This window comes from Rathayibacter sp. Leaf185, from assembly GCF_001423885.1.
Classification (GTDB): domain Bacteria; phylum Actinomycetota; class Actinomycetes; order Actinomycetales; family Microbacteriaceae; genus Rathayibacter.
The window spans coordinates 662,355-678,255 of the sequence record NZ_LMPP01000002.1 but is presented as its reverse complement, the minus strand read 5'-3'; the positions used below and the strand labels follow the sequence as shown (position 1 = coordinate 678,255).

The window sequence follows — 15,901 nt, the reverse complement described above, 5'->3', positions numbered from 1 at the left end:
CCCTCCGCTCGACGCGGAGGGGCGTCCGGGCTCAGTTAGTGAGGCCGTCGACGTACTCGCGGTTCTCGTCGATCCAGGAGGCGAGGGCCGCGTCCTGATCGGCGGCGCCGTCGTTGAAGAGGGCGTTCTCGAGCGAGTAGAGCGTGTCCGAGTCCATCCGGAAATCGCGCATCCACCTGGAGAGCGTCGGGAAATCGCCCTCGAACGCCGCGGAGCCGAACGAGTGCAGCCCCTCGGCGTCGCCGAGCAGGCCCAACGGGTCCTCGAGATCCTTGATCGGGAACGCGTCGTAGGCCCAGTGCGGGCGCCACAGCGTGACCGCGATGTTCTCGCCCGCCGCTGTCGCACTCGAGAGCTCCTGCAGCATCGCCGGGGTCGACGAGGTGAGGTACTCCATCCCCTCGAGGCCGTAGCCGGGGATGACCTCCTCGGAGGTGATCGTGTTCAACCCGGAGCCCGGCTCGATGCCGACGAGGCGGTTCCCGACCACGTCGGGGTTCGCCGCGAGCTCCTCGAGCGAGTCGATCGGAGCGTCGGCGTTGACCGCGATGGTCAGCTTCGCCTCGTCGTTCCACGCGCCCAGATCGACGATGTCGTCGCCGTAGCGCTCGACGTAGCTCGCGTGGGTGGTCGGCAGCCAGGTGTCGAGGGCGAGGTCGTAGTCGCCGCTCGCGAGCCCCGAGAAGCCGGGCGCGACATCCGCGCTCTGCAGCGTGACGTCGTAGCCCTGCTCCTCGAGCACCGACTCCCAGAGCGCCGAGACGGCGATCCCCTCGTCCCAGCCCTGGAACACGGCGATCGTCACGTCACCGCGGTCGCCGTTGTCGACGGAGGCGGTGCTCGCCGGAGCCGCCAGCGCCGAGGCGCCGAGGGAGGCGACGACCGCGACCGACACGGCGGCGATGGCCGCACGGGTCGCGACGACGGCGCGGCGACTGCCTGCTCGGGCGACGCGGGCCGGCGAGGGCGCGCCGAGAGCGCCGGTCATCCGGTCGAGGATGATCGCGAGGACCACCACGGCGATGCCCGCCTCGAAGCCGAGCGCCACGTCGATCCGGCCGATGCTCGCCACGACGTCGCCGCCGAGACCACCCGCGCCGACCATGCCCGCGATGACCACCATCGAGAGCGACAGTATGATCACCTGGTTGAGTCCCGCGAGGATCGACGGCAGCGCGAGCGGGAGCTGGATCTGGCGCAGGATCCGCCACTTCGACGAGCCGAACGACTCCCCCGCCTCGACCAGCTCGGGGTCGACGCCGCGGATCCCCAGCTCGGTCAGACGGACGCCGGGGGCCATCGCGAACACGATCGTCGCGACGATGCCGGGCACGACGCCGACGCGGAAGAGGATGAGCGCCGGGATCAGGTACACGAACGCCGGCATCGTCTGCATCAGGTCGAGCACGGGTCTGATGACGGCGGAGGCGCTGCGGTTGCGCGCCGCGAGCACGCCCAGCGGCACGCTCAGCGCGATGGCGATCACCGAGGCGACGAGGACGAGGGCGAGCGAGTCCATCGCGTTCTCCCACTGATCGACGCTCGCGATCAGGAGGAGTCCGGCCGCGGATCCGATCGCGAACACCCAGCCGCGCGCGGCATAGCCGAGGACCGCGATGAAGGCGACGATCACCCAGAACGGCGGAGTCGCGAGCACGAGGTCGACGCCGGAGTAGAGCGCGCTGAAGACGGTGCTGATCAGGTCGAACACCGGCTGGAAGGTCAGGGTGAGGAAGTCGACGGCGGATTCCGCCGCGTCGCCGAGGGGCAGGCGGATGCTCATCGCACACCTCCCTCGGTCACGAGCACGGCGTCGTCGACGGGGCCGCCCGTCGCGTGCAGGGTGGCGGTCACGATCTCGGTCGAGACCGTGGCCGGCGGTTCGATCACCGGCTGCTCCCCCGTGTGCGAGGTGATGTTGCCGAGTGCGGCGAGCAGAGTGACCCGCGGGATCGCGCCGAGGAGGCGCCCGTCGGCGTCGACCACGGCGACGGGGAGCGCCGACTCGACGGCCGGCTCGATGATCTCGCTGAGCGCGGTGTCGGGCGAGACGGTGACGACGTCCGAGACGACGACGGCCGAGAGGTCGACCTCGCTCCGGCGCACCTGCTCGATCACGTCGCGGTCGCGGACGGTGCCGATCAGGCGTCGACCGCTGCCGACGACGAACGCCGCCGAGGTCTGCAGATCGCGCATGCCGCGCAGCGCCGCCCGGGGGCCTGCCGCGAGCGTGACGACCGAGCGCGCGGGCTCCATGACGGCCGCGGCGGTGAGCACGCGGGCGCGGTCGACGTCCTGGACGAACTGCGCCACGTAGTCGTTGGCGGGATCGGTGAGGATCTCCTCCGGAGTGCCGATCTGCACGATGCGGCCGTCGCGCATGACCGCGATGCGGTCGCCGAGGAACATCGCCTCGTTGAGGTCGTGGGTGATGAAGACGATCGTCTTGCCGAGCTCGTGCTGCAGCTCGATCAGCTGCTCCTGCATCTCGCGGCGGATCAGCGGGTCGAGCGCCGAGAACGCCTCGTCCATCAGGACGATGTCGGTGTCGGCGGCGAGCGCGCGGGCGAGACCGACGCGCTGGCGCATGCCTCCCGAGAGCTCGTCGGGCATCTTCTCGTGCCAGCCCGCGAGGCCGGCGCGCTCCACCGCGACGAGGGCGCGCTCGCGCCGCTCGGCCGCGGGGACGCCCTGGATCTCGAGCGGGTAGGCGACGTTGTCGAGCACCGTGCGGTGCGGGAGCAGCGCGAAGTGCTGGAACACCATCGAGATCGACGAGCGGCGGACCCGCCGCAGCTCCGCCTCCGAGACCCCGGTGATCGAGGTGCCGTCGATCAGCACCTCGCCATCGGTGGGCTCCTGGAGGCCGTTGAGCATGCGGATCAGGGTCGACTTGCCGGAGCCGGAGAGCCCCATCACGACGAAGATCTCGCCGCGGCGAACCTCGAAGGAGGTGTCGATCACGGCCGCGGTGCCGAGCGCCGTGAGGGTGCCGCGGTCCGAGCCCGAGCGAAGGCGCTTCACGACCTCCTCGGGCCGTCGGCCGAAGACCTTGAACAGGCCCCGCGCCTCGAGGGCCGGAGCGGTGCTCACCCCGCTCGCGGGCTCGCTGGTGGACTGGTGGTTCTGCTGCACGTGCACTCCGTAGGCGTGCGGGGACGCATCCCTGCACTCTCATCTCGTGGTGCCGGGTCGGGAGCGTGGGACACGCCGTACGTCGAGCCTCCGCGGACCGCGTGGGCGGTGTCGTGCGGAGGCGATTCCGGTGTCCGAGAGGCGACCGCGGGGCCGCCTCCGCTCCCGTTGACCGTACGTTCGCGGCGCGTCCTGGTGGACGCCGCGCGAGCGCGGACCGATTCATCGGGGTCTCGAGGACCGCCGTCCACGGTAGCCGCGGAGCCGTGCCTGAGCAAACCTCCGCCGCGCGCTGTCGCGCCGTGAATCGATGCATAGATGAGCTATCAGCAAGAGAATCGCCGGTCAGGGTTGCTTTCGACACCGTTGCCCGATTGTTACCGCCCGCACCCGGGTCTGCCCGTCGTCGCAGAGCCACGACTCCTGCGGATCGGATGCAGGTGGGGACCGACGTCCGTGGTGACCCGGTACGCCGGCTGCGGCGGCTGCTCGAGCAGCAGGCTCGCGGCGACTGCGCGGGTGGGACCGCGGCCCCGAGAGCGCTCTCCCGCGCCTAGACTCGGCGCGCGGTCTCGACCGCAGGATCAGTCACCGAAGGAGGTGCACGGTCGTCACCGCGTCCGGATCGCTGCCCCTCTGGGCCGCCGCACTCGCCGTGCGCCGCTGGCGCACGCACGCGAGGCTGTTCGCCCTCGTCCTCGCGGTCGCGATCCTCGCCGGCTCCGTCCTCTGCGGCTCGCTCCTCCTGGTGCACTCGACCGAGCAGAGCGGCGTCAGCGGAACACTGACCGCGCTCGCGAGCGACCGGGTCGACGTGACCGTCAGGGTCCTCGCGCCCGCGAGCCCCGTCGTCGACGCGCGCTCGGCGGTCGACACCGCCACCCGCGAGGCGTACGGCGACGGGGTCGCCTGGGCGAGCAGCGGCTGGTCGACCTCGGAGTGGTCGAGCACCGGCGACGGAGTCTTCTCCTACCTCGCCGAACTGGACGATCCGGCGGCCGAGGCCACCCTGGTCGCCGGAGCCTGGCCGACCGCCGCCCCGGGCGTCGCGCTCCCCGACTCCGCCGCCCGCTCGCTCGGGCTCGCCGTCGGAGACACGCTCACCCTCGACGACGCCGGCGTCCCGCTGCGGATCGACGCCCTGTACTCCGCCGCGACCGGGCGGTTCTGGGAGAACGACCCCCTGCAGGCCCAGGGCGACGCCGACAACTTCCCCGAACCGGACCGCTCGTTCTACAACCCCGTCCACGCCGTGGGACCGCTGCTCACGCCACCCGGGGGCATCGACGCCTCCGGTATCACCCCCGCTCAGCTCGCCGCCGTGGAGCGGCCCGTGTTCTCGGCGACCGGCGTCGACGGGCTCACCGCGCTGCGCGCGTCGGCAGCAGAGGCGGAGACCGCGATCGCGCAGGCCGTCGCGCACCCCGACGGCGCTCTCTTCGTCGACACCGAGCTCCCGTCCGCCCTCGACGACGTCGCGGCCGGACTGGCGGTCGCCAGGGCGGCGGCGCTGGTCGTGGCGCTCCTGGTGATCGTCGTCCTCCTCGCCTCCGCCTCGGCCGTCGCCGGGCTGCTGACCCAGGCGCGGCGCGACGAGTTCGAGCGGCTGAGCGAGCGCGGGGCCACCCGCACCCAGCGGGCGGGGACGGTGGCGGTCGACGCCGCCGCGGTGGCGGTGCTGATCGCGGGGCTCAGCCCATGGGGAGGTGTCCTCCTGCACGCCCTGGTCGCCTCCGCTCCCCCGCTGAGCGCGGCGGAGCTCCCGCGCTGGGTGCTGCCCGACGCCTCCGCGTGGCTCTGCGCGGCCGGGGTCGCGGTGCTCGTCGGCGTCCTCGTCGCGCGCCAGGAGCGGAGCGGGCGCGGCTCGCCGATCGCCGCCTCCGCGCAGATCGCGGTGGTCGTGGTGGCCGCTGTGCTGGCGTGGCGTGCGGCGACCGGCGGGCTCGGCCGCTCCGACCTGCTCCTGACGCTCACGCCCGCCGTCGTGCTGACCGCCGCCGCCCTCGTCGGCGCACGCGTGACGGAGGCACTCGCCCACCCGCTCGCGGCACTCGCGGCACGCTCCCGAGGCGCCGTCGCTCCGCTCGCGGGCTGGTTCGCCGCCCGCGGGCGGGGGCGGTCGTCGGGGATCGTGCTCGTCGCCCTGACCGTCGGAGTGTCGGTGATCGCCCTCGGCACGAGTGCGACCTGGCAGCAGTCGGTGCGGGACGAGGCCACCGTCGCCGTCGGTCCACCGGCGCGCGCCACCACCGACGCGGCGCCGGACGGCGGGAGCCCCGTCCTGCGCCGTCAGAGCCTGGTGACGAAGCGGCTGCCCCCGGACGCCGAGCGCGACGTGGCGTCCTCCACCGCGCAGATCCTGGCGCTCGACGGCCCCGCGCGCCGCTCGCTGGGCGAGGGCGCCGACCTGGTCGCGAGCGCGGGCGGCGCCGCGATCCTCGGCGGCCTGCCCGCGGCCGACGTCGACGACTCCGGCCCGCTGCTGCCCGACGGCACGACCGCGGTGCAGGCGCTCGTCACCCTCGACGTGCCGGACGGGACCGAGGCTGCCGTCACCGCTGTGGTCGAGGACGACCTCGGTGGTCTCGCCCTCCTGCCGCTCGGGACCCTCACCGCCGCGGCAGGGTCGTCGGTCCTCTCGACGGGGATCGACGTCCGAGGACTCCGGCTCGTCGCCGTGACAGCGACGCTGCGGGGCGCGGAGTCGGCGAACCCCGCGGTCGTCCGGGTGACGATCTCCGACGTCTCGACGGTCGGCACGGACGGCGCGACGACGCCACTGCCGATGGCCGAGGCGGCGAGCTGGCAGGGGTCGAACGAGGACGATCCCGCGAGGCCGCCCGAGGTGACGGCGACCGGCACGGGGCTCGCGCTGTCGACGACGACGGTGCTGACGCAGGTGCCGATCACCCTCGGCGCCGTCGGCTGGGAGCCCGGCACGACGATCGGCGCGGTAGTGCCCCTCGGGCTCGCCGACGACCTCGACGTGGTCCCCGGAGCCGACCTCACCGGCTTCGTGGCCGGCACCCCGATCGTCCTGCGCATGGTCGGCGACACCAGCGGCGTGCCCGGCTCCGCGACCACCGACGACCTCGCCGCGCTCGCCGCCGGTCTGCCCTCCAGTGCCCGCTCCGACTCCACGATCGTCGTCGACGGCCGCGCGCTCGCGCACCGGCTCGCGGAGTCGGCCGCCGTCGGCCCGCTGGTCGACGAGTACTGGCTGCCGGACGACGCCGCACAGGGCACCCCGACGATCGATGCCGCCTCCCTCGGCGACCGCATGCTCGAGGCGCCCCTGCGGGCCGAGATCCCGGCCGCCGCCTCCGTCGCCGTGTGGGCGAGTCTGCTGCTCGCCCTCGCGGGGTTCGGCGCCCGTGCGGCCGCCGTCGACCGCTCCCGACGGCTCGAGGCGGCGCAGCTGCGCGCCGTCGGGCTCTCGCGGCGCGGGATGCTCACGGTGATGGCGTCCGACACGGTCGCGACAGCGCTCGCCGGAGTCGTCGTCGGGGTCTCGGCGGGCTGGGTCGTGCTCCTGCTCACCGGCACGCGGATCGCGGCGGACGGCGGCGGCGACACGGCTGCGCTCGTCGTCCCGTGGCAGGCGCTCGCGCTCGTCCCGCTCGCGCTGCTCGCCGGGCTCGGCGCCGTCTCGGTCGCCCTCGCCCGCGGACAGCGCCGCCTGCCCCTGCCCGAGCTGCTGCGCACGGGAGCCGACGGATGAGAGCCTTCGGCACCGCCCTCTTCCTCGTCCTCCGCCGCGCGCGCCGCGACCTCGTGGCCCTGCTCGCGCTGATCCTCCTCACCGCTCTCGCCTGCGCGATCGCCCTCGCGGTACCGCGCGAGATCGGCGCGACCCTCGACGCCGCCGCTCGGGAGGCGGTGACCGCGGCGGGGCGCGACTCCGATCTGCTGCTCCGCTCGAGCATCGCCGACGCCTCGGGAGAGAGCACGGCCACGGCCGAGCGCCTGGTCGCGTTCGCCGCCGAGGTGCCAGACCGCCTGCCGCCGGAGCTGGCCGCGCTCCGCCGCGGGGTCGACACCGGCATCCTCGGCCCCGAGGTCGAGGCGGTCGGGCCCAGCGGGGCGGTCGTCGTGCAGCTCGGGGTCCTCGCTCCCTCGTCCGCGGATGCCGTGCGCACGGTGGCGGGGCAGCTGCCGCAGGGCACGGCGGGAGGCGGAGCCGTCCCGGTCGTCGTGTCGTCCGCCGCCGCCGCCGCGGCGGGGCTCGGAGTGGGCGGCACGCTCTCGATCGAGGGCGCGACCCCCGAGACGACGGTGACCCTCCTCATCAGCGGCGTCATCGAGACCGACGACCCGGGAGACGTCCGCTGGGCCGATCTGCCCGGCGTGTGGGAGCCGACCGGATCGGGGTTCACCGCGCTCACCGACGCCGCCTCCTTCGACGGCGTCGCCGCGCGCTTCCCCGAGGCGTCGACCGGGACGGTGCGGGTCTCGTTCGACCCCGGCTCGTTCGACGCCGCCACGATCGCCTCCGCCGGTCGCGCGATCGACGCACTCGAGACCGAGAGCTGGACCCTCACGCAGGGCGCACCGGTGAGTGTCAGGGCGGTCTCGGGCTACGAGGAGGCGGTCGAGGGCTTCCCCGCGGCGATCTCCGCCGCGACCGCTCAGCTCTCGGCCCTCGCTGCGGGCCTGCTCGGGGTGGCCGTGCTCGTCGCGGTGCTGGCGGGCACCGCCCTGGCGCGGCGTCGGAGACCCGAGATCGCTCTCCTGCGCTCGCACGGCGCGTCCCTCGGCGTGATCGGCGCGCATGCCGCGGTCGAGTCCATCGTCGTGACGCTGATCGGAGTCGCTCTCGGCGCCGCCTGGCAGGGCTGGTCCGAGCCGGACCTGCTGGTTGGCGTCGCCGCGATCGTCGCGATGGCGCCCGTGATCGCCACCCTCCGCCCGCTGCTGCGGCCACTCGCGCCGGCCCGCGAGCGCACGGCTCGGCTCGGCGGCGCCGCCACCCTCGTCGCGGTCGCGGTCACGGCGGTGCTCGCGCTGCGAGCGGGAGGGACAACGGGTGCCGGAGTCGATCCGCTGGCGCTGGTCGCGCCGGTGCTGTGCGCGGCGGTGGTGGCACTGCTGCTCGCTCCGCTCCCCTCGGTCGTGGCGCGCCCGCTCGTGAGAGCCGCCGGTCGCGCCAGGGGCCCCTCGGCACTGCTCGCCGGTGCCGGTGCGCAGGAGGGGCGCTCGGTGCTGACGCTCGTCGCCGTCGTCCTCGCGGCGAGCGCCGCCGTCACCTCGCTCGTGCTGCTGCAGAGCGTGGCCGACGGTCAGGAGGCGCAGTCGTGGTGGATCGTCGGCGCCGACGCCCGGATCGACGGTGCGGCCGACGGTTCGGCGCTCGCCCGCGAGCTGTCGGTGCCCGGCACCGAGGCGGCCGCCGTGGCCGAGCTCGCCCGCATCGGCGTCGACGGCGCGACCCGCTCGACGACCGCCACCGTGCTGGCGGTCGACTCCGACTACGGGGCCCTGCTCGCCGCACTGCCCCACGACCAGCCGCGGTGGGCGGCGGCCGAGGCGGCCACCCGGATCGCAGCACCGGTGGCTCTCGGGCAGCCGCTCCCCGCCCTCGTCGACGAACGCCTCGCCGCGAGCGTTGGCACCGACGTCTTCACGCTCGAGGTCGGTGGCGCGAGCGTCCCCGCCGTCGCCACCGGGACCCCGCTGGCCGGCGACGAGGGCCTCGCCGTCGTGGGTCGCCCGGGCCTGCTCGCCGCTCTGCCCGCGACTCCCGAGGAGCAGCCGGCCGCAGCGCAGTTCTCGGCCGTCCTCGACCCGGCCACCGTGCTCGCGGTCGGTCCCGACCTCCGCGCGCGGACCGCGGAGGCCGGCGGCACGGTCGTCCTGCGCGAGGACGTCCTCGACGCTCAGCGCGACCTCGCCCTCGTCAGAGGGGCGGCCGAGGCGACGCGGCAGTCCCTCGGGGCGACCGCACTGCTGGCGGCGCTCGCCCTCCTCGTAACCACCGCGATCGGAGCGAGGAGGCGCGGTCGCACCCTCGCCCTCCTCAGCGCCCTCGGCGTCCCGGCGCGCACCCGGTACGCGCTCGCCGCCGGCGAGCTGACGCCGATCGTCGCGGGCGGAGTCGTCGGCGGGCTCGTGACCGCCGCCGTCGTCCTGGGAGCGGCCTGGCCGGCGTTCGGCGTCGACACCCTCGTGGGCGGCTCCGCCGTCGCGGCAGCACCGCCCTGGCTCGTGCCGGGCGTTCTCGCCGCCGCCGTGGCCGCGCTCGCCCTCGCTCTCGCGGTCGACGCCGCGCTCTCGCGGCGCATCCGCACATCCGACATCCTGCGATCCGGGGAGGAATCATGACGGTCACCAGTGCGCTCGCTCAGACGGGCGGCGGCGAGTTCGGGGCGGAGGCGCTCATCGTCTGCGATGCCCTCGTGCGCGTGTTCCGCGCCGGAGGAGTCGAGGTGCAGGCCCTGCAGGGGCTCGACCTGCTCGTCGAGGAGGGCGACGTGCTCGCGATCGTGGGCGCCTCCGGATCGGGCAAGTCGACCCTGCTCGGCATCCTCTCGGGCCTGGACACTCCGACGGCGGGGCGGGCGCGGCTCGCGGGCCACGATCTCGGCGCGATGCGCGGCGCCGAGCTCGTGCGCTACCGCCGCTCGAGTGTCGGCTTCGTCCGCCAGCAGGCCTCGCGGAACCTGCTGCCCGCGCTGTCGGCCGCTGAGAACGTGGCGCTCCCGCTCGCTCTGGCGGGCCGGGGCCGACGCGAGCGGGCGTCCAGGGCCGCCGAGCTGCTCGGGATGCTCGGACTCGCCGACCGGTCCGACCGCCGACCCACGCAGCTCTCCGGAGGCGAGCAGCAGCGCGTGTCCCTCGCCGTCGCTCTCGCCGGGTCGCCGCAGGTGCTGCTCGCCGACGAGCCGACCGGGCAGCTCGACGCCCGCACGGGTGACGAGGTCTTCGCCGCGCTGCGCGCCGTCAACGAGCAGCTCGGCTGCACGATCGTGATCGTCACGCACGATGCCGCAGTGGCGAGTCAGGTGCGGCGCACGGTCGCCATCCGCGACGGGCGCATCTCGTCCGAGACGCTGCGGCGGCAGGAGACGGGCGGGGCCACGCTGTCGGAGGAGGAGTTCGCGGTGCTCGACCGCGTCGGCCGGCTCCAGCTGCCCGCCGAGTACCGCGACGCTCTCGACCTGACCGACCGCGTGCGGCTGACCCTCGAAAGCGACCACGTCGGGGTCTGGCCGCAGCATCCGGCTCCCGCCCCGACCTCGGAGGAGACGCCGTGAGCGACGTGCTCGTCGTCGAGGGACTCACCCGCAGCTTCCGCACGCCGGCAGGCGAGGTGACGGCGCTCCACGACGTGTCGTTCCGGATCCCGCAGGGCGAGATCGTGGCCGTCGCGGGGCGGTCGGGCTCGGGCAAGACCACGCTGCTGAACTGCGTGAGCGGCCTCGACGTTCCCACCTCGGGCACCGTCGTGCTCGACGGCCGGCCCGTCACCGGCCTCGACGAGCCGGGGCGCACCCGGCTGCGGCGGGAGTCGATGGCCTTCGTGTTCCAGACGTTCGGGCTGCTGCCGCACCTGACGGTCGCCGAGAACGTCGGTCTCCCGCTTCGACTGCGCCGCGAGGAGCCCCGTGCCCGCGAGGACCGCGTCGTGCACCTCCTCGACCTGGTGGGTCTCGCGGGTCGCGGCGGCTCGCGGCCGGGCCAGCTCTCGGGCGGCCAGCAGCAGCGCGTCGCTATCGCCCGAGCGCTGGCCACCTCACCGCGGCTGCTGATCGCCGATGAGCCGACCGGTCAGCTCGACGCCGCGACCGGCGCGGCGATCGTCGACCTGATCCGCTCGGCCGTGCGCGCGGAGTCGGCGACGGCGCTGATCGCCACCCACGACGCCTCGGTGCAGGCCTCGGCCGACCGGGTGCTGCGCCTCGCGGAGGGGACCCTCGTGCGCGGGAGGCACGCCGCGGGGTGAGCGCGGGTCGTCGCCCGCGCGGGCCTCAGTCGGTGGTCTCGCCCGCCGGGCCCGAGGGAGCCTCCGCGCCGACGCCGCTCACCGGCTCGCCCTCCCACGACACCAGCTCCCACCTCGATCCCGAGCCCTCGACGACCACGACGCCCGTGTTGTCGAGCAGGTGGTCGGCGATGAAGCGCGCATCGAGCCCTGCGCAGCGCAGGCCCGCCCAGCAGCGGATGGCCGCACCGTGGCTGACCAGGGCGACGACCGGGTGGCCCGAGGCCTCCGCCTCGGCCACGACCGTGTCGTACCGGGCCGCGAACTCGTCGCCGGTCTCGCCGCCCGCCAGCCGGATCGAGGTCTCGCCACCCGCCCAGCGGAAGACCGTGTCCATGTACTCGGTCACCGCCTCCTCGTCGCCGTGCATCTCGAGCGCGGCCGCGGCGATCTCGCGGATACCGGCGCGCTCGATCGGCTCGAGCCCGAGGGCGGCGGCGAGGGGCGCGGCGGTCTCGTGGGTGCGCACCATCGTCGAGACCCACAGCGCGCCGATGTCCTCGCCCACGAGGGTCGCCGGGAGCGCCTCGGCCTGCTCCCGCCCGAGGTCCGTCAGACCCGGCCCGGGGATGCGGGTGTCCAGCAGTCCGGCGACGTTCGAGGGGGTCTGTCCGTGGCGGATCAGGAGGAGGCGCATCCGTCCACGCTACCCGCCGCGCCGCGCTACCCTGGTCCGCGACGAACGGAGATCCGCATGCTCCTCCGCCATCGCGGCGCCTCGCCCGTGGTCGATCCCGGCGCGTCGGTCGCCTCCACCGCCGTGCTGATCGGAGACGTCCGCATCGCCGCCGGCGCGCGGATCCTGCACGGCGCGGTGCTCAGCGCCGAGGACGGCGCGGTCGTCGTCGGCGAGGACACGGTCGTGATGGAGAACGCAGTCGTCCGCGGTCGCGCCGGGCACCCTGCGCTGATCGGATCAGCGGTGATGATCGGCCCGCACGCGCACCTCAACGGCACCACCGTCGGCGACGGCGCCTTCCTCGCGACCGGAGCAGCGCTCTTCCCCGGCAGCGTCGTCGGCGCCGGAGCGGAGGTCCGCATCCACGGCGTCGTCCAGGTGAACAGCACCCTCGCGCCGGGCGCCGTCGTCCCGATCGGCTGGGTCGCCGTCGGGTCCCCGGCGAGCATCCTGCCCCCCGATCGGCACGACGAGATCGGGGCGATCCAGCGCACGCTCGACTTCGTCGGCACCGTCTACGGAGCCGACGGGACCACCACGATGCGCGAGCTGATGCGCGGGCAGTCGGCCTTCTACGGCGCCCACGACGGCGACGAGGTCGTCGAGCCGTAGCGCCGGCCGATCCGGCGTCCTCGGGGCTCGCCGCCTGCGCGGGGACGTAAGGTGTGCTCACACGCGCCCCGCGAGCCAGCGGCCCCGCACTGCCGCGGGCCGCGACGGCCCCCGCTCGAGGCGCCGCCCGATCACAGGAAGCCGCGGTGCCCGATGCCGGAAGACAAGTCCGCGGCCCGCGCGCCCAACATCTACGACGTCGCGAAGGCCGCCGGAGTCTCGCACCAGACCGTCTCCCGGGTCCTCAACGACCACCCCAGCCTCCGCGCCGAGACCAAGAAGCGCGTGCTCGAGGTGATGGCCCGGCTCGACTACCGGCCCAACCTCGCCGCCCGCGCCCTGGTCACCAGCCGCACGCGCACCATCGGCGTGCTCTCGTCGCAGAGCCTCCAGTACGGCCCCGCGTCCAGCCTCCAGGCCATCGAGGTCGCGGCCCGCGAGGCGGGCTACCTGGTGGTGACGGCGAGCGTCGACGGCACCGACGGCGAGTCGATCCAGGCGGGGATCCGCCACCTGCTGAACCAGGCCGTCGAGGGCCTGGTGGTCCTCGCGCCCCAGATCCGCGTCTTCGACATCCTCTCGGGAGTCGCGCTGCGCATCCCGAACGTGACGCTGCAGACGAGCGACGACGAGCGCGACGACGCGCTCTACGTCGATCAGATGGCGGGGGCGCGGATGGCGACGGCGCACCTGATCGACCTGGGCCACACCGAGATCGTGCACCTCGCCGGCCCGCAGGACTGGATCGAGGCGGAGGCGCGCATGCGCGGCTACCTCGCCGAGCTCGACCACCGGAACATGCCGCTGCGCCCGCCGATCCTCGGCGACTGGAGTGCCGAGCGCGGTCACCGCGTGGGCCTCGAGCTCGCGCGCTTCCTCGACTTCACCGCCGTGTTCTCGGCCAACGACCAGATGGCGCTGGGGCTGATGAGCGCCTTCCACGAGCGGGGCGTCCGCGTGCCAGAGGACGTCAGCGTGATCGGCTTCGACGACATCCCCGAGGCCGCGTTCTACTGGCCGCCGCTGACGAGCGTCCGCCAGGACTTCGCCGAGCTCGGCCGGCGCTCCGTCGCGGCACTGCTCAGCCTGATCGAGGGCGAGCGGCCGGATCCGGGCGCGCCGATCGAGCCGCAGCTGTTCGTCCGCGGCTCGACGGCGGTGCCCCGCACCCAGACGGCAGCGGCGGCGCGCCGCTAGGAGCCCGGGAGCTCAGTCGCCGTGCGCGGCGATCGAGACGTCCTGCCACTGGTTCCAGGTCTTCAGGCGCGACTCGTAGTCGGCCGTGGCGATGCCGAGCGGGGCACGGCCGAAGAAGATCCGCAGCGGAGGCTCCTCCGCGTCGACCACCGCGAGGATCCCGATCCGCGACGCCGTCGGGTCGCCCTTGACGGAGGCGGTCGGCCGGCGGGAGGCCGCCTCGCGGACCGCGTCGTACGCCGCGATGGGCTCGCTCGTCGAGGCGGAGGCTCCCGACCAGTCGGTCGAGTACCCGCCCGGCTCGACGAGGGTGACGTGGATGCCGAACTCGGCTACCTCGGCGGCGAGGGACTGGCTGAAGCCCTCGAGCGCCCACTTGGACGCGTGGTACGCGCCGATCGACGGGAAGGCGCTGATGCCTCCGATGCTCGAGACCTGGATGATGTGCCCCGAGCGCTGCTCGCGCAGGATCGGGAGGGCCGCCTGGGTCACCCACAGCGCACCGAAGACGTTGGTCTCGAGCTGCGCCCTGACCTCCTCCTCGGTGAGCTCCTCGATCATGCCGAAGTGGCCGAAGCCGGCGTTGTTGATCACGACGTCGAGGCGCCCGAAGTGCTCGGCGGCCTGCTGCACGGCGGCGAAGTCGGCCGCCCGGTCGGTCACGTCGAGCCGGATCGGCAGGAACGTGTCGGGGTAGCGCTCGACGAGCGCGTCGAGCGTCTCGGGGCGGCGGGCCGTTCCCGCGACGCTGTCGCCGCGCTCCAGTGCCGCTTCGGCCCACTCGCGGCCGAAGCCCTTCGAGGCGCCGGTGATGAACCAGGTCTTCGTCATGTCTCTCGTCCTCTCGACAGTGACATCGACAACACCCGCGAGGGGCGCTCCCTTCCGGCCCGCCGGGGCTTGACAGCCGACGCCGGCAGGGGTGGCCCGGCCGGGTTCCGTCGTCGCGCGGCCGTTATCGAGTCGAGACACGGGCGTTGACACGAAACCCGCCCGCGGGGCTATATTGACGCAATGTGATCGCTCACATGGCCATCACATCGCCGCACACCCTGCTCACAGTGGCGAAGCATCCACTGCATTCAATGACGAAGGAATCACAGTGACCACAATGAAGCGCGCTCTCATCGCCGGCATCGCCGGTGGCGCGATGATCCTCTCCCTCGCAGCCTGCTCCAGCGGCTCCGGCGGCAGCGACTCGGGTTCCGGTTCGGGCGACGGCGGACTCGTCGGCGTCGCGATGCCGACCAAGTCCTCCGAGCGCTGGATCGCCGACGGCAACAACGTCAAGTCGCAGCTCGAGGAGGCCGGCTACCAGGTCGACCTGCAGTACGCCGAGGACGACATCCCCACCCAGGTCTCGCAGCTCGAGAACATGATCACCAAGGGCGCCAAGGCCCTGATCATCGCCTCGATCGACGGCACCACCCTCACGAGCGTGCTCGAGGAGGCGGCCGCGAACGACATCCCCGTCATCGCCTACGACCGCCTCATCCGCGACTCCGCGAACGTCGACTACTACGCGACGTTCGACAACTACAAGGTCGGCGTCCAGCAGGCCACCTCGCTCCTCGCCGGTCTCGGACTGACCGACCTCGAGGGCACGAAGGCGACCGACGCCCCCGCCGGCCCCTTCAACATCGAGCTCTTCGCCGGCAGCCCCGACGACAACAACGCGACGTTCTTCTTCAACGGCGCGATGGACACCCTCCAGCCCTACATCGACGACAAGACCCTCGTCGTCGCCAGCGGCGAGACCGAGTTCAACACCGTCGCCACGCTGCGCTGGGACCCCGAGGTCGCCCAGAGCCGCATGGAGGACATCATCACCAAGACGTACTCCGACGGCACCAAGATCCAGGGCGTCCTCTCGCCCTACGACGGCCTGAGCCGCGGCATCATCTCGGCCCTCACCGACGCCGGCTACACCGTGGGCACCGACTTCCCGATCATCACCGGTCAGGACGCCGAGCTCGACTCCGTCAAGGCGATCATCTCGGGTGAGCAGTACGCGACCATCTACAAGGACACCCGCGAGCTCGCCAAGGAGGCCGTGTCGATGGCACAGGCCGTCCTCGAGGGCACCGAGCCCGAGGTCAACGACACCGAGACCTACGACAACGGCGAGAAGGTCGTCCCGTCGTTCCTCCTCGAGCCGGTCATCGTGACCAAGGACGAGATCCAGTCCGTCCTCGTCGACGGTGGCTACTACACCGACGAAGAGGTCAACGGCTGAGTCCGACTCCGCACGACAGGTAAGGACAACGGGAGGGCGCCCAGCACGGGCGCCCTCCCCC

The 15,901-nt window shown here is 73.7% G+C and carries 11 protein-coding genes; 7 read left to right on the top strand and 4 right to left on the bottom strand.

Annotation, left to right across the window (positions count from 1 at the left end):
- Positions 1 to 31: 31 nt before the first annotated feature.
- Together ASG06_RS20645 and ASG06_RS10505 are read right to left on the bottom strand one after the other, a co-directional pair.
- A complete protein-coding gene (locus tag ASG06_RS20645) occupies positions 32 to 1,783 on the bottom strand; it encodes an ABC transporter permease/substrate binding protein (protein ID WP_056041778.1) in 1,752 nt (583 codons plus the stop codon).
- On the bottom strand, positions 1,780 to 3,135 hold the full coding sequence (locus ASG06_RS10505) for a quaternary amine ABC transporter ATP-binding protein (RefSeq protein WP_056041776.1): 1,356 nt from the start codon (positions 3,133 to 3,135) through the stop codon (positions 1,780 to 1,782). Before ASG06_RS10505 ends, ASG06_RS20645 begins: the two co-directional genes overlap by 4 nt.
- Positions 3,136 to 3,790: 655 nt before the next feature.
- On the opposite strand from ASG06_RS10505, the gene ASG06_RS10500 reads away from it, so the two are divergent.
- From ASG06_RS10500 to ASG06_RS10485, 4 genes are read left to right on the top strand one after another with little or no spacing between them, the layout of a single operon-like run.
- On the top strand, positions 3,791 to 6,856 hold the full coding sequence (locus ASG06_RS10500; protein WP_056041774.1) for an FtsX-like permease family protein: 3,066 nt from the start codon (positions 3,791 to 3,793) through the stop codon (positions 6,854 to 6,856).
- Positions 6,853 to 9,456, top strand: a complete 2,604-nt coding sequence (locus ASG06_RS10495; protein ID WP_056041772.1) for an FtsX-like permease family protein — start codon at positions 6,853 to 6,855, stop codon at positions 9,454 to 9,456. Before ASG06_RS10500 ends, ASG06_RS10495 begins: the two co-directional genes overlap by 4 nt.
- Entirely contained in the window at positions 9,453 to 10,388 is a 936-nt protein-coding gene (locus tag ASG06_RS10490; RefSeq protein ID WP_056041770.1) for an ABC transporter ATP-binding protein, read from the top strand. Before ASG06_RS10495 ends, ASG06_RS10490 begins: the two co-directional genes overlap by 4 nt.
- The gene (locus ASG06_RS10485) at positions 10,385 to 11,077 is read left to right on the top strand and encodes an ABC transporter ATP-binding protein (RefSeq protein ID WP_056041768.1); all 693 of its coding nucleotides are present in this window, start codon (positions 10,385 to 10,387) and stop codon (positions 11,075 to 11,077) included. Before ASG06_RS10490 ends, ASG06_RS10485 begins: the two co-directional genes overlap by 4 nt.
- Positions 11,078 to 11,102: 25 nt before the next feature.
- Here the strand turns inward: ASG06_RS10485 and ASG06_RS10480 are convergent, their stop codons facing one another.
- Positions 11,103 to 11,753 (bottom strand): histidine phosphatase family protein, encoded by a 651-nt coding sequence (locus tag ASG06_RS10480; protein WP_056041766.1) that lies wholly within the window; start codon positions 11,751 to 11,753, stop codon positions 11,103 to 11,105.
- A gap of 57 nt (positions 11,754 to 11,810) precedes the next feature.
- On the opposite strand from ASG06_RS10480, the gene ASG06_RS10475 reads away from it, so the two are divergent.
- Complete coding sequence (locus ASG06_RS10475; RefSeq protein WP_056041764.1) at positions 11,811 to 12,407, top strand: gamma carbonic anhydrase family protein; 597 nt, start codon at positions 11,811 to 11,813, stop codon at positions 12,405 to 12,407.
- 153 nt (positions 12,408 to 12,560) lie between these two features.
- Positions 12,561 to 13,604: a LacI family DNA-binding transcriptional regulator gene (locus ASG06_RS10470; protein ID WP_056041762.1), complete on the top strand. Its 1,044-nt coding sequence runs from the start codon at positions 12,561 to 12,563 to the stop codon at positions 13,602 to 13,604.
- 12 nt (positions 13,605 to 13,616) lie between these two features.
- Here ASG06_RS10470 and ASG06_RS10465 read toward each other — a convergent pair whose 3' ends face one another.
- Entirely contained in the window at positions 13,617 to 14,435 is an 819-nt protein-coding gene (locus tag ASG06_RS10465; RefSeq protein WP_056041760.1) for an SDR family oxidoreductase, read from the bottom strand.
- A 280-nt stretch (positions 14,436 to 14,715) separates the two neighbouring features.
- On the opposite strand from ASG06_RS10465, the gene chvE reads away from it, so the two are divergent.
- Entirely contained in the window at positions 14,716 to 15,840 is a 1,125-nt protein-coding gene (gene chvE / locus ASG06_RS10460) for a multiple monosaccharide ABC transporter substrate-binding protein (protein WP_056041758.1), read from the top strand.
- Positions 15,841 to 15,901 lie beyond the last annotated feature (61 nt).

Coding starts and splice junctions, on each gene's coding strand:
- ASG06_RS10465 (WP_056041760.1), bottom strand. CDS start 14,435: ATGACGAAGACCTGGTTCATCACCGGCGCCTCGAAGGGCTTCGGCCGC.
- chvE (WP_056041758.1), top strand. CDS start 14,716: ATGAAGCGCGCTCTCATCGCCGGCATCGCCGGTGGCGCGATGATCCTC.
- ASG06_RS10480 (WP_056041766.1), bottom strand. CDS start 11,753: ATGCGCCTCCTCCTGATCCGCCACGGACAGACCCCCTCGAACGTCGCC.
- ASG06_RS10470 (WP_056041762.1), top strand. CDS start 12,561: ATGCCGGAAGACAAGTCCGCGGCCCGCGCGCCCAACATCTACGACGTC.
- ASG06_RS10495 (WP_056041772.1), top strand. CDS start 6,853: ATGAGAGCCTTCGGCACCGCCCTCTTCCTCGTCCTCCGCCGCGCGCGC.
- ASG06_RS20645 (WP_056041778.1), bottom strand. CDS start 1,783: ATGAGCATCCGCCTGCCCCTCGGCGACGCGGCGGAATCCGCCGTCGAC.
- ASG06_RS10490 (WP_056041770.1), top strand. CDS start 9,453: ATGACGGTCACCAGTGCGCTCGCTCAGACGGGCGGCGGCGAGTTCGGG.
- ASG06_RS10475 (WP_056041764.1), top strand. CDS start 11,811: ATGCTCCTCCGCCATCGCGGCGCCTCGCCCGTGGTCGATCCCGGCGCG.